Annotated in this window: 10 protein-coding genes; 9 read left to right on the top strand and 1 reads right to left on the bottom strand. The window is 62.5% G+C overall.

The annotated features are described in order from the left end of the window. Positions 1-44 precede the first annotated feature (44 nt). Both ACRQEC_RS02625 and ACRQEC_RS02620 read left to right on the top strand, forming a co-directional pair. Positions 45-3,578: a PD-(D/E)XK nuclease family protein gene (locus tag ACRQEC_RS02625; protein ID WP_284889127.1), complete on the top strand. Its 3,534-nt coding sequence runs from the start codon at positions 45-47 to the stop codon at positions 3,576-3,578. Continuing rightward, complete coding sequence (locus ACRQEC_RS02620; RefSeq protein ID WP_284889126.1) at positions 3,575-7,417, top strand: ATP-dependent helicase; 3,843 nt, start codon at positions 3,575-3,577, stop codon at positions 7,415-7,417. The genes ACRQEC_RS02625 and ACRQEC_RS02620 overlap by 4 nt, the downstream gene beginning before the upstream one ends. On the opposite strand, the gene ACRQEC_RS02615 is transcribed toward ACRQEC_RS02620, so the two are convergent. After that, positions 7,365-8,423: a phosphotransferase gene (locus tag ACRQEC_RS02615; protein WP_284889125.1), complete on the bottom strand. Its 1,059-nt coding sequence runs from the start codon at positions 8,421-8,423 to the stop codon at positions 7,365-7,367. The two genes, ACRQEC_RS02620 and ACRQEC_RS02615, sit on opposite strands and share 53 nt — an antisense overlap. Positions 8,424-8,620: 197 nt before the next feature. Here ACRQEC_RS02615 and ACRQEC_RS02610 point away from each other — a divergent pair, with 197 nt between their 5' ends. From ACRQEC_RS02610 to ACRQEC_RS02580, 7 genes are read left to right on the top strand one after another with little or no spacing between them, the layout of a single operon-like run. Then, positions 8,621-9,826: a TadA family conjugal transfer-associated ATPase gene (locus ACRQEC_RS02610; RefSeq protein ID WP_284889123.1), complete on the top strand. Its 1,206-nt coding sequence runs from the start codon at positions 8,621-8,623 to the stop codon at positions 9,824-9,826. 2 nt (positions 9,827-9,828) lie between these two features. Then, on the top strand, positions 9,829-10,836 hold the full coding sequence (locus ACRQEC_RS02605; protein WP_284889122.1) for a type II secretion system F family protein: 1,008 nt from the start codon (positions 9,829-9,831) through the stop codon (positions 10,834-10,836). 14 nt (positions 10,837-10,850) lie between these two features. After that, positions 10,851-11,756 (top strand): type II secretion system F family protein, encoded by a 906-nt coding sequence (locus ACRQEC_RS02600; RefSeq protein WP_284889120.1) that lies wholly within the window; start codon positions 10,851-10,853, stop codon positions 11,754-11,756. 41 nt (positions 11,757-11,797) lie between these two features. Beyond that, positions 11,798-12,010 carry a hypothetical protein gene (locus tag ACRQEC_RS02595; RefSeq protein ID WP_284889118.1) on the top strand — a complete coding sequence of 71 codons (213 nt, stop codon included), beginning with the start codon at positions 11,798-11,800 and terminating at the stop codon, positions 12,008-12,010. Next, on the top strand, positions 12,007-12,546 hold the full coding sequence (locus ACRQEC_RS02590) for a hypothetical protein (protein ID WP_435732171.1): 540 nt from the start codon (positions 12,007-12,009) through the stop codon (positions 12,544-12,546). The genes ACRQEC_RS02595 and ACRQEC_RS02590 overlap by 4 nt, the downstream gene beginning before the upstream one ends. After that, positions 12,543-12,983, top strand: a complete 441-nt coding sequence (locus ACRQEC_RS02585) for a hypothetical protein (RefSeq protein ID WP_284889115.1) — start codon at positions 12,543-12,545, stop codon at positions 12,981-12,983. The genes ACRQEC_RS02590 and ACRQEC_RS02585 overlap by 4 nt, the downstream gene beginning before the upstream one ends. Beyond that, entirely contained in the window at positions 12,980-13,447 is a 468-nt protein-coding gene (locus ACRQEC_RS02580; RefSeq protein WP_284889114.1) for a hypothetical protein, read from the top strand. The genes ACRQEC_RS02585 and ACRQEC_RS02580 overlap by 4 nt, the downstream gene beginning before the upstream one ends. Positions 13,448-13,451 lie beyond the last annotated feature (4 nt).

Genomic DNA, 13,451 nt, shown 5'->3' with positions numbered 1-13,451 from the left:
CGTATGGTTAATCCTAACAACGCACCTGCGAAGAAAGGATCGTGGTGGACAGGATCGTCGAACAACTCGATGCCTCACAAGAGGCAGCGGTCAGCGCGGCTCTGGCACGGTCCGCGGGCGGCTTAGCCCCGGGCACGCTGAGCATTATTGGCGCGCCTGGAAGTGGGAAAACCACCGTCCTCGCCCATATTGCCCGCGCGGCTCTCCAGGAAGGAAATATTGCGGTCATCACCCAAGATCGGCGGGCCGCAGCACGCCTCCAACACCTGCTCACCTTGGCGGCCGGGGTGCGGCCCGAAAATCTGGAGGTTCGCACCCTTTCTGCTTTCGCCTACGCCATTGTGCAGCGCTATGCCCAAGCACTGAGGCGGGAAAACCCCGAATTGATCTCCGGTCCTGATGAGGATCGCATCGTGCGTGAGATTCTCAGTGATGAATACTCGGGCATCCATTTCCCCGATTTTGTTACCGAGGATGTGCGTGATCTTCCCGGATTACGCCAAGAGCTACGCAATCTCATCACTCGCGCTCGCGAACTCGGTCTGGATGCTAGCCAGCTGGAAGCCTGGGCAGAAAACGGGAGCGTGCCTGAACTTCAAGCGCAGATGTGGCGCCTGGCCGGCGCGCTTATGCGCCGGTACGATGAGGTGCGCACCTTGGGGGATGCGCTGGCCGGTTCGGCCGCTAGCCCGGACCGTCTTGATCACAGCCAGCTCGTCGGTGCGGCTACCCATATGCTCTCGGAGTGGGAAGAACACCTGGCGGCAGCGGGCCGTACGGTCCCGGTGCCGCGCCCGCGCTGGGCAATGGTCCTTGTTGATGATGCCCAGAATGCTCCGCGTTCCATGCTTCCCCTCTTGCGGGTGATGCGTGATCAGGGAACCCGGATCATCGTAGCCGGTGATCCCGATAGCGCGGTCCAGGGCTTCCGCGGCGGGGTGCATTCCCTCCCGGGCGATCTTGCTTATCCCGCTCCGCGCGGCTTGGATGCAGATCTTGTTTACCTCAAGGTTCGGCACCGCGGCGGTCCCGCCCTTATTAGCCAAGCCCAGCGCATCGAGCAGGCCCTCCCGGTGGGCGGGGGCGTGCACGCCCACCGCGGTGCCGGGCCGGTGCTCTCGGATCATGGCAGCGGTAGCACCAGTGGCAATGGTGACGGTGCCAGGGTGAATGCAGAAGCGGCAAGTTCGCGGATATCCGATCAACTTCCCGGCGGGCCAACCGATCCGTGGAATGATGCACTGCGCGGAGCCAGCTTCGCCCACATGGAAGAAGAAATCGCCTACGTGGCTTCCTACCTGGAAGAAATGCACCTGCGCACCGGCGTCCCCTACGCGCAGATGGCGGTATTTACCCGTGCGCGCAGTGACCACGGGCGGATCCGCGATGCACTCGTGCGGCGCGGCATACCGGTAGCGCCCCTGGCTAGTGATGAGCCCCTGCATCGCGAACCGGCAGTCGCCGCACTCTTTGATCTCATCCGCGCTGCCTTCACCAGCGGCCCGCACGCCTTCGCCACCCCTGAGAGCGTTGATATCCCGGCATTACTCGCCTCACCCATCATCGGAATGGACCCCCTCGAAATCAAAAGGGTAGGCCGGTGGCTGCGCGCCCAAGCTCTCCTCTCCGGGCAGCGTGGGAGTGAAGCAGAACTTCTCACCGGGGCAGTCCTAGGGGGCGGTGGGCCCACCGCAGCGGAACTCGAACCTCTGCGCGCTCTACTTGCCCGTATTCGGGAAGCGGGGGAGGCCTGCGCCATGCAAGCGGAAGAAGTACTGTGGGCCGCGTGGGAGGGAGCTGGAAAATCCGAAGAATGGCAACAACTAGCCCTCGGGCACGGCCCGGATGCGGATCGGGCCAACCGGAATCTCGATGCGGTTATTTCCCTCTTCCGGGTGGCGCAACGCATGGCTGATCGCGACCCGGCTGTCACGGTGGATACTCTCCTGGAGGAAGTGAGTTCTCAAGAACTCCCCGAAGATTCCATCGCTCGGGGCGGGGCGGAAGCTGATAGCGTTTCCCTCCTCACTCCCGCGGGGGCCCAAGGGCGCGAATGGGATCATATTGTCCTCATGCACGTGGTGGATGGAGTATGGCCTAATCCGCGCCCGCGTGATGCCCTCACGGGTACCGGACTTCTCAGCGAACTTGTGACCGGAAGGTTCACCGGTGGGGCCAGTTCGGGCACCGGGGTTGATGCAAGCACTGCGATTGGTGCAAGCGATTCGGCTAGTGCAGGAAGCGCGGCTAGCGGAGGAAGTGCAGCTACCACAGGAACTGCGGCTAGTGCAGGAAGCGCGGCTAACGCAGGCAGTGTGGTCTATCGTGATTCCACGTCTGCGGTTATCGCTGATGAACTGCGCCAATTACATTTCGCGGTCACGCGGGCCCGGCGCAGTCTCCTCGTGACCACCACGGACAGTATGGGAGATACCCCCTCGCGCTTCTTCCCCCTGCTCGGTTTTGATATGTCGGAAAATTCAGCCGGAACAAGTACTAGCGCGGGCGTGGGTGCACGTGCCGGAGCGGGAGCCTTGAGCGGTTCTAATCTTCCACGCACCGTGCGCTCGCTGAGTGATCCACGCTGGGGTATGACCCTTCCCCTCGGGCACCGGCCCCTCGTTGCCCAACCGATTCCGCCCGCGCTCCTCAGCGGTGAGGAAACCGTTGGGGTACTGCGCCGGGCACTGCGCGCCGGGGGAGAATCTAGCGATTTCGCCCGGGCCGCGTTGGAGAAAATGCGTGGCGCCGGATTTAGCGCGGCGGATCCGCACACCTGGATGGATGAGCTCGCCACCTCAACCGAAGCAGCGGTACCCGGCCCGGTCTACGTGAGCCCCTCAGCGGTGGAATCCCTTCTTGCCTGCCCGCTTGACGGATTCTGTTCCGCGGTGGGCCTGCGCTCGGAAGAAGGCACCGAAAGCGCCTCCATCGGAACCCTAGTTCACCGTATCGCGGAAGAATTCGCCGAAGAACCCAACCAGGAGCAGATGCACGCCCGGCTGGTAGAACTCTGGCCTGAAAAACTATCCGAAACTCCCACACATTACGACAAACTCCTTTTCGACCAAGCCAGTGACATGGTCGATAACCTCTATATCTATCTTGATTCCCACCGGGAGGACACCTTGCTAGGCGTGGAACACCGGATTAGCCGCGAGCTACCCGGCACCCCGCCCGTACGGGTATCCGGCTCCATTGACCGCCTCGTCAACCGCGGGGAAGGAGCCCGGGTCATTGACCTGAAAACCGGAAAATATAAGCCCAGCGAGGCACAAGCGGAGGACCACGCCCAGCTCCAGGTCTACCAGTGGGCACTCAATGAAAAACACACGGCTGCCGGTGCGGAACTCGTGTACGTCCACCCGCATAATTTCCTGAAGAAACAGCACAGCCCCTCCGTTCTCACCCAAGCACCTCTTGATGAGGTGAGTGCAGCTCGCGCGGAAGATCGCGTGCGTAGCGCCGCCCAGATCGCGGTGAGCGGCTTCGTACCGGTCTCGCCCAGTTTGGAAGAAGCCAATGACCGGGTTCAATCCATTAGTCCCCTGACGCAAGAAGGACGGATCTTCTCATGACACCCACACCCCACGAATACTTTGAAGCGCAGGCGCCAGCGGAACCCGATACCGCTCTAGAACGCATCCTCGCCGGCCAAGAACACCCACCCACCGCGGAACAACGCCGGGTCATCACCTCCACGGTCCCGGCTATCCTCGTCGTTGCCGGAGCCGGATCGGGCAAAACAAAAACCATGGTGGACCGGATCGCCTACCACCTCGCTTGCGGCAACGTGAGCCCGGATGAAGTCCTCGGACTCACCTTCACCCGGAAAGCCGCCGGGGAACTAGCTGAACGAGTTAACACCAGCCTGGAAAAACTCGGCCTCCTCACCCCGGAAGGAAGCAACGCGGGAAGCACCATGCGCAGGCCCGTGATATCCACCTACAACTCTTTCGCGAACGACATCGCCGGAGCCTACGGCATGCTGGTCGGAGCCGATCCCACCGCCCGCCTCATCACCGATGCCGAACGCGTCCAGCTCATGGACCAGGTCGTCAGCGCCCTGCCCAGCAGCGCTAGCACCGCGGTCCTTGCCGAACGCAGTCGCTCCAGCCTCATTAACGATGCCCTCACCTTCGCCCAAGGAATCCTCACCAACGGCGTGGAGCTTGAAGAAGCCCGGGCTTTCCTCACTGCCCAAGATCACGCACTGGAAACACTATGTGCCGACTCAACACGCATCATGAGTGCACGCTGCTGGTACCCGGATGCCTCCAAGAAATTCACCAATTTGAAGGGGGGAGCGGCAGTACCCAAACAGCAACAGGTCGTGCTCGGGCTAGTGGAGTCCTACCTGCAGCTCAAAAAAGAACTCAACGTCACCGAATTCGCCGACCAGGTCGCCATCGCTGGGCGTATCATGACCCGCTATCCCCAAATCGCCAAGGAAATCTCCTCCCGGTATCGCCTCATCCTGCTCGACGAATACCAAGACACCGACGAAAACCAGGCACAATTCCTCCTCAGCGCCCTCACCGCGAAACGCGACGGCTTCCTGTCCATCACCGCGGTAGGCGACCCGAACCAGGCCATCTACGGGTGGCGGGGTGCCAGCGCCGCCGCCCTGACCAACTTCGCACGCCACACCACCCGGATTTTCGGGCACGTAGAGAAACTCCAGCTCTCCACCGCTTTCCGTAATGATCGGGCCGTGCTCGCGGCAGGCAACGCCGTCGCCACTCCCTTGGATCGGGACACGTTCCTACGCGAAGATCGCGACCACCCGAATTTCCCACCCGAACTTAGGCCTGCCCCAACAAGCGCGGGAACGGCGGGGAGCGCGGGGGATAGTGCCGATATCGCGCCGCTGCGGTTGCGTGAACGCCCCGGAGCGGGAGCCGGGCGCGTCAGCGAAATCCGTACCCTCCTTCGCGAAGACTCCTACCGGAGTATCGCCCGGCATATCCTCGCGGTACGCGAGCGGGTAGCCGCGGAAAACGAAGAGCGGCGCGCTCGCGGTGAAGCACCGCGCGGGGCCGAGATCGCCGTCCTGTGCCGCAAACGTGCCTATATCGATATGATGGCCGCCGCCCTGCGCGAACTCAACAGCCAGCTCGCCAGGGAATCTGCCGCACACCCTGGAGGCACCACGCCTCAACCCCTCGCCTTTGAGATTGTGGGCGGGGAATCGCTGGTGGCACGTCCGGAAATCATTACCCTGCGGGCCGCCCTCGGCCTGGCCGCCAACCCGGCCCGCGGCGACCTCCTCGCGCGCTTACTCGCCCACTGGAATATCGGGGTGGCGGATATCCGCGCGCTCTCGCGCTGGGCGCGTCGCTACGCGGCCGTGGCGGTCACCAAAGTTGATAGTGACGTGCGTGCCAGTTTTATTAACGACGACGCCGCACCCGGCCACGAGGGCGAGCCTGGCGCAGAAGGTATGTCGGCCACCGCGCAACCCCTTCTCAACAGTCGTGACGAAGCCAATTTGGGTGAGGCACTCCACGCGCTTATGCTCCTGGCAAGCACCCCAAGCACCCCTGGTGATCACCCGGGGGAGCACGCGGATGTGGCGGAGCTGGCGGGAACGGGCGAAGCTGAGCTCAGGCAAGCAGCCCGATCCGCGCGCGCCGAATTCTCCGGCATTGGCTGGGAGCGCTTGCGGCGCTTGAATGCCACCCTCGCGTCCTTGCGTTCCGGTTTGCATAATGCTTTGGGCGATCAGATTGATCGGGCCGTCCACCTCCTCGGCCTCGATACCGCGGCCGCTACCCGCAGTGAAGGCGGGCAGCGGGTCCGTACCTCCATCGACCAATTCATCTCCCTGGGCCGCACCTACGAGCACGGTGATAGCCAGCGGAGCATGCGCGAATTCGTGGAATGGCTCGATGTGGTGGAAACAGAAGAACACGGCGGGGAAGAAGAATCCGGGGCAGATATTCCGCGGGTGGAGAGCGCGGTCGATGTTACTCCCGGGGTTATCCAATTGATGACCGTCCATGCTGCCAAAGGTTTGGAATGGCGTGACCTCGTCGTCGTACCTGAACTCGTGAAAGGCCAGTTCTCCGAAGTGACCGAAGGAGTGAAAGCCTGGCCGCGCAATACCGGTATTTTCCCGTACCCCCTGCGTACCGACTATCCGTACCTGCCCCAATTCACGCTGGCCGGTGCTCGCAATCTCGATAAAATCACCGTCGCGAATACCTACGCACGGTTCCTCGACGAATTGGCGTACCACGAAAGCGAAGAAATGCGGCGCCTCGCCTACGTGGCCTTTACCCGTTCCACCCGGGAGCTCCTGCTGGCCGGATACTGTTTCCAAGATGACAAGGATGTGTCTGGCCGGGTACAGAAAGCAGAAAAGCAAGCGAAGAAAAACGCTGCCGAAACCCCGGCAGATGGGAGTGATAACGCACTCGGCGTTGAAGCGCGGCAGCCCTCGTGCTTCCTGAGCGCGGTGCGGGAAGCTGCCGCCCGCGGGGAGCTGGTGCTGGCTGCCTCGCCTGCCACGGTTTCCTCCGTGCAGCTGCCGGAAGGATTCCCGGATATAGCACCGGATAGCTTGAGCGTGGATGAGCTCGTCGATATTTTCGGGGAAGACGTTGTGTACCCGCCGGCCCTCGAACCGGTACCGCATTATTTCGAAGCGCCCGACCTGCTTGCCTGGCCGCGTGACCTGGCCCGCAGCCTCCCCATTGAGGCGGAAACTCTCGACGCTGACCAGCGCGCCGAACTCACTCAGGTCATCGGCCGGCTTATCGCACGCAAACAGCAAGCCGAAACATCCGAGTACACCGAGGCGGGCGGGCATTACACCGCCACCGAGCTCGTCTATCGGGCCGAACACCGCGAAGAATATCTGCTCAATAAACGCCGCCCGGTTCCCCGCCAGCCCTCGCGAGCTGCGCGTTTAGGGACGATCTTGCACGAAAAAATCGCTGATAGTTACGCGAGCGCCGCCGTGCTCGATATTGATAGCGAGGATCCCCTCGAGCATGATCCGGTTCTCAGCGCAGAAGACATCGCGTGTATGTATAAAAATTACGAAGCATCCGAATGGGCCAGCTATCCGCCCCTCGCCATCGAACAGCAACTCGGTGTGGTCATCGGAGGGCATGTTGTCCACTGCGCACTCGACGCTGTTTTCGACACCTCACGGGTACCCGGGCGTGCGCCGGTTACTATCGTGGACTGGAAATCCGGGCGGCGCCCCGACGAGGAAACGAAAGCGGCCCGCGAACTCCAGCTTGCCCTTTACCGGCTTGCCTGGTCCCGGGCCCACGGAATCCCCCTCGGGGATATTGACGCGTCCTTCGTATACCTGCGGGGAAATAGGGCTGAGGAACTACGGGCTGGGAAGCTCAGCGAGGAGGAAATTCTGCTTCGTGCGGGTCTGCCCAATCAGGAGCAGTAACCGCGGTTTCCCCGGTCAGCTCATCCGCACCGCTCGCCTCGGCATCGGAAGCACTGTCAGTGAAAGCCGGCTCCGATGCCGGGGGAGCGGGGAGCAAATCCGGGGCCTCACGTACGTCCTCGGCCAGCGCGCCGAGCATCTGGACGGCGTCGTTCCTAATCTCCATGCTGCCCGTACGAATCCCGTACATGAGCCAGCGAATAATCGCGAACTCCGACGTGAAAATAATACGGGTGTAATCCGTTTCCCTCAGCTCAACCGAGCGCGCATTCTCATAAGAAGTAATAAAACTCGGCCACTGTTCATCATCAAGAACAAGCATCGCCGCTAAATCCCGGGCCGGATCGCCCACGTGCGCCTCACCGAAACCGAGCACGCTCGCAACCGAGCCATTCGACCACAAGAAATTATCAGAAGCCACATCACCGTGGACAACCGTTTCCTCAAAATCCCACACCTCGTCACTATCCAGCACATCCATCCAGCGCTGGCGCAAAATCGTAGGAAGGGAAGTTTCCTGATCGGCTGCCTCCAGTTCGGCCCGCACCCGCGCGCGCCACTGCTCAGCCGTATAGACAGGCAACCCGGAACGAGCCACCACATCCCGGTCAATGCTGTGAATCGCGGCAAGCGTGCGGCCCATTTCCCGCACTTCTTCCTCACCGAGAGCTTCGAAAACCAGCGCCCGCCCAAAAGGCTCCGGGTAGACCACCGCGCGACCCCCGGTATCAGCATCAACAAAACCGGCCGGCCGCATAATATCGAAAGGCAGGCGCCCGGCCCGCAATTCCTCCAAAAGCTGGGGAGCCAGAGCCGCTTCGGCTTCTAACGACGTCGCCGCCGTGCCATTCTGAGGAACTTTGACCATCCAGTGGCGCCCCTGAGAATCAAGGACGCACCCGGAAACAAAATCTTCCGTCTCAACAAACGGTTGGCGCGTGGAGACAATCTCGACGCCGAGAGCCCCGACGGCAAGCGCAGCAAGATAGAGCGGAGAAGTAGTCACCCCCTCAATTTATCCGAAAACTCAGCCACGTGCTTGCCTACACCCCGGATATAGGCCGGCTGCCGGAACTATCCACATGATCGCGAAATGCATCCCCTATCCACAGCCAGCCGGCTAGATGCTATTCCCAGACACGGGAGACCCTACAGTGAGAGCACCTCACCACGATCACCACCCCAATATTCAAAGGAGGTGCCATGCACGACACGGCATATCCCCGGCCCGCGGGCCTCGCCTCGGCTCGCCCACCGCACCTGGCCAGCCGTGCATATCGCGCTGCTTCCGCCACCCGGCAGGGCATAGAAGAACGGGTGCGGGAAACGATTCGGCACCGCGGAATTGATCCGCGCCGTGACGCCGCCTTCCTGGAAACCATCGTGGGAGAAACCCTCACCACTTTTAATGACGAATCAGTGCGCGGGGACCACGCGGCCCTGGCGGATACGGAGAGCGTACGCTCCCACCTCATCTCGCAGCTGAGCGGCTACGGGCCGCTACAGAAATTCTTCGACGACCCGCAGGTAGAAGAAATCTGGATCAACGCCCCGGATAAAATATTTGTGGCCCGCTCCGGTGTTTCCACTCGTATTGATCTCACGATGGCAGAAAGTGAGATCCACACCTTGGTCGAGCGGATGCTCTATGCCTCCGGGCGGCGCTTGGACCTCTCCACCCCGTTTGTTGATGCCCAGCTTCCTACCGGGGAACGCCTCCACGTGGCCATTCCCGATATCACCGCGCGATATTGGGCGATCAATATCAGAAAATACACGGTCCGGGCCCGCAAGCTCAGCGATCTGGTGAATGTGCAGATGCTGGAAGGAGCGCAGGCAGACTACCTGAGTGCAGCCATGAGCGCCGGGAGCAATATCTTGGTATCGGGATCAACCGGGGCCGGTAAAACCACCCTCCTGCGTGCGCTCCTCGGCGGGATAGCGCCAACCGAACGGCTTATCAGCGCTGAAGAAGTTTTTGAGCTGGGTATCGACCTTCCCGATGTTGTTGCGATGCAAACGCGCCCGCCGTCCCTGGAAGGGCGCGGCGCGGTGACGCTCCGCGACCTCGTGCGCGAAAGTCTGCGTATGCGCCCGGACCGCATCGTTATCGGAGAAGTACGCGGGGCAGAAGCTTTCGATCTTCTTGTGGCCCTCAATGCGGGCATCCCCGGGGCCTGTACCATTCACGCCAATAGTGCACGGGAAGCCCTCACGAAATTGGAGATCCTCCCGCTCCTCGCCGGTGAAAACATCACGCCAAGCTTCGTAACGCCCACCGTTGCCGCCACTATTAACCTCGTCATCCACGTGACCCGGGCGGCCAGCGGGCAGCGTAAGGTTGCCCAGATTCTGGAGGTCATGGGCCTTGGGCCAGATGGCAGCATTCTTACCCGGGCGGTGAGCTAACCATGGGACTGATCGTTGGAGCTTTACTCACCACCGGAATCCTCACGGTTATTCGTGCTCTGTCCACTCCGGGTGGGGCGCGTAGTTTGGCTCGCCCGCGCCACACTGGCGACCCGCGCTGGCCGGGACTACCGGGGCGCCTCGGGTCGGCTCGCGTCGCAATTTCCTGGCGCCGGCTCGGGATAAGTATCTGCTGCGGCCTCGGCCTGGCCTTAGCTGCTGTGCTCGGCACCGGGCATCCTTTCCTCGCCGCCGCCGGGGGAGTAGTAGGGCTCTGGCTGCCGTTCTGGCATTCTCGTCACGCCGGTAGGAAAGCGCGGGATACACAACGCCTGGCCTGGCCCGACCGTATCGATAAGCTACTGTCCTCCCTCCGGGCTGGGCGCACTATCCCCGAAGCTCTTCTTTATCTCGCCACCCGGCCAGACGCCCCGCCCGCGCTGCGCTCCTTCGCCACTCACCTGGAAACAACCGGAAGTTTTGACGCCTCCCTGACCCGCCTCAAAGATTCCTTCCACGACCCGGTATCAGACCGGGTCCTCGAAATTCTTCGGCTCGCGGTGCGCCACGGCGGCCACGATCTACCCCGCGTCCTGGAATCCCTCGCGGTATCCCTGCGAGCAGAAAACCGGGCCCGGGGCGAACTCCTAGCCCGGCAATCCTGGACCGTCAATGCAGCACGGGTGGCAGCACTTGCCCCGTGGCTCGTTCTCCTCCTGCTCTCCACCAGGCCGGGCACAATGGATGCCTTCACCTCGCCTACCGGCACCCTCATCCTCCTCATTGGCCTAGGCACCACACTGCTCGCCTACGGGCTCATGCTCCGCCTGGGCCGACTCCCCGAAGAGCAACGCGTCCTGGCCGGCTCACCGGGAGTATCACCGGGAACCTCACGGAGAGCATCGCCGGGAGCCTCGCAGGTTGCCTTGCCTACTGCTGTGCCGGCAGCCTCACAGGCTGATCCATCCTCGCCGCCCCGTCCCAGTCGCGCCCGGCGCGCCGCAGTATAGAAGGGGCCGCTCCTATGTTTCTTTCCCTTTCCGCACTTGTTCGCGCACCCCTTCCTGTATTTACCGGTAGCATCACCGCGGCTGGCCTCGTACTCCTGGGCTGGTGGTGGCTCTGGCCAGGCCCTGCACTGGTCTCACGCATCGCGCCCTACCTGGGCGGTGCCCGCCCGCGCCTGCCCCATCGCATCGTCCGGATGGTGTTGCGCGGTGCGGAAAAATTCGGTTCCACTCACGCATCGGTCACGAGCCGCCTCCACCGTTTAGGGGAGGGCGACGTCGCAGACTTCCGCTTTGCCCAATTACGCGCGGGAGTACTCGCGGGAGCAGTCGGTATCGCACTCGGGCTCGCCTGCCTTGCCCGCGGATTACCCGCGGCGCTCGCGGCCGCCTGCCCCCTCCTCTTCCTCATCGGTGCCATCCTTGCAGTGGACTCCCAGCTCACCGCGCGCCTGCGCCGCCATGACGGCGCTATCACCGCCGAACTTCCCGATATCGCCCACCTCCTGAGTATCGCGGTGGGGGCGGGCACCAGCATCGTGGGAGCTATCGAATACGTTGCGAGCTTAGCCGGCGGAGCCGTGGGAAAAGAACTGCGGCGAACCCTCGGAGATGTCTATGCCGGCGACCCGCTCACCACGGCCCTGCGCCACCTCAACGAACGGGTACACAACCCGGCCTTGCAAAGCCTATGCGAAGCATTACTTGCCGCACTCGCCCACGGTTCCCCACTCGCAGATACCTTGCGGGTACAAGCCGAAGAATCACGAGATTACGCGCGCCGCCAACTCCTCGAACGTGGAGGACGCCGCGAAATCCTCATGATGGTTCCCGTTGTTTTCCTTATCCTGCCCTTCATCGTGGTCATCGCCCTCTACCCGGGCCTGGCCCGACTCACCTTCCTTCCCCTGACCTCTCCATAAACCACCGCCACAACCAACCTATCTAGCGAAAGGAACTACTTATGTCAGTGAGTACGCACGGCGCGCTTATCCACCCTGATTTACCAACCGCAACGTGGACCGCTCCGGATTCCGGCGAACGCGGAGACGTGCCCGGCTGGGTACTTGTCACCCTCATGACCGTGGGTCTTGTGCTCGCCATCTGGGCAGTAGCCGGCCCGGCCCTCACGAATCTCTTCTCCACCGCCATCGAACGCATCTCGAGTTTTTCATGACACCGATACCTGAACCCGCAGCACAGTTTTCCGGCAAGCCGCTCTCCGACACGCATGTGTTTGGAGCGCCAGTTCCCGGTAAGTCACCATCTGACGCGCATACGTCTAGCGCGCCAGTTCCTCGCGCGCCAGATTCCGAACGCGGCAGTGCAGTCGTTGATTTCTGCCTCCTTGCCGGGGTGGTGGTCCTCGCGGCCCTGGCACTCGCGGTTCTCGGATCCCGCGTCTTTGCTATCGAACAGATACGTGATTGTGCAGCGCGGGCCGCTCGGGCGGGAGCGGTGCGCCAGCTCAGCCTTCCTGAAATAGCCACGCAGGCCACCGCGGACATTACCGCGCGCCTACCCGCCTGTCAGTGCACGGCCAGCGCGAGCATGATCCGCATTGGGGAAGAGGACTTCCTACGAGTCGAGATCACCGGAACATATTCTTCCCTCCTGGGAACACACCCAGTCAAACTGCGCGCCCACGCACACGTCCTCACCGCTCGCGGGGCTAACACTCACCCGCCACCCGCGAAAGGAGCGCGGTTATGAAAAACCAGGTGAACCACCGAAGCATCCGCGAAAAGGGAAACGGCACCTTGGAAGCCCTTGCGGTCCTTATTGTGCTTGTTCTCCCGCTCCTCATGTTTACCGTGGAAAGCACCGGGATTACCCGCGCCCGAGCGGTCGCCGCGCAGGCAGCCCAGGAAGCAGCCCGCAGTTTTGCAACTGCGGACAACACTGCCAGTGGAACAGCGCGAGCTCGGGCGGTTGTCCACGCCGCGGTGAGCGATGCTGCGGTTAGCAGCGCCGGCCTAAGCGGCGCGCCCCCGCGGATCTCCTGCTCCGCACACCCGTGCCTGAGCCCGGGAGCACGCATCACCGTCACGGTTGAGGTATCGGTTCCGCTCGTTTATTTCGGGCGCACTGTTCTTATCGAGCAGAGCGCCTCAACAACCGTTGATCGTTTTCGAGAGGCACGGCCGTGAACAACCTTAGACCGTTTTCGACAGGTACGGCCGTGAACACCCTGGCGAAAGCTCGGGCACTGCAGGCACGAGCAGCACCCCGGGAACTCGGCAATATCCTCATCCTGGGCCTGGGAACCTGGGCGCTCAGCGCCGTGCTGTGCTTAGGTTTCATCTACCTCGCCACCATCCTCACCGCCCGGCACGCACTCCAGGGGCAAGCCGATTCCGCCGCGCTCGCGATCAGCCAAGAGATCACCCGCGAATGCTATTTCAGCAGCGCGCCCCTGAGCGATTGCCATCCCAGCCCAGCCACCGTGCGCCAGCTCGCCGCCGCAACATTCCCCGCGGAGCGCGTGCTGCCAGATACCCGCGCGGATAGCGCCGGCGTCGTCGTCGCCCTGGAAAAAACGGTGCGGCTTCCGGTACTGGACCTTCCCGTGCCGATACGTGCGCAGGCCCGGGCGCGCCTTGACCTGAGGTAGCCTT

Source organism: Actinotignum saccati (assembly GCF_051265055.1).
Classification (GTDB): Bacteria; Actinomycetota; Actinomycetes; order Actinomycetales; family Actinomycetaceae; genus Actinotignum.
Note: the sequence above shows the minus strand (reverse complement) of the source record. Positions and strands in the feature narration are given on the sequence as shown.

Excerpts from the sequence above, each read along its gene's own strand:
- ACRQEC_RS02620 (WP_284889126.1), top strand. The coding sequence starts at position 3,575 with ATGACACCCACACCCCACGAATACTTTGAAGCGCAGGCGCCAGCGGAA.
- ACRQEC_RS02610 (WP_284889123.1), top strand. The coding sequence starts at position 8,621 with ATGCACGACACGGCATATCCCCGGCCCGCGGGCCTCGCCTCGGCTCGC.
- ACRQEC_RS02605 (WP_284889122.1), top strand. The coding sequence starts at position 9,829 with ATGGGACTGATCGTTGGAGCTTTACTCACCACCGGAATCCTCACGGTT.
- ACRQEC_RS02600 (WP_284889120.1), top strand. The coding sequence starts at position 10,851 with ATGTTTCTTTCCCTTTCCGCACTTGTTCGCGCACCCCTTCCTGTATTT.
- ACRQEC_RS02595 (WP_284889118.1), top strand. The coding sequence starts at position 11,798 with ATGTCAGTGAGTACGCACGGCGCGCTTATCCACCCTGATTTACCAACC.
- ACRQEC_RS02590 (WP_435732171.1), top strand. The coding sequence starts at position 12,007 with ATGACACCGATACCTGAACCCGCAGCACAGTTTTCCGGCAAGCCGCTC.
- ACRQEC_RS02585 (WP_284889115.1), top strand. The coding sequence starts at position 12,543 with ATGAAAAACCAGGTGAACCACCGAAGCATCCGCGAAAAGGGAAACGGC.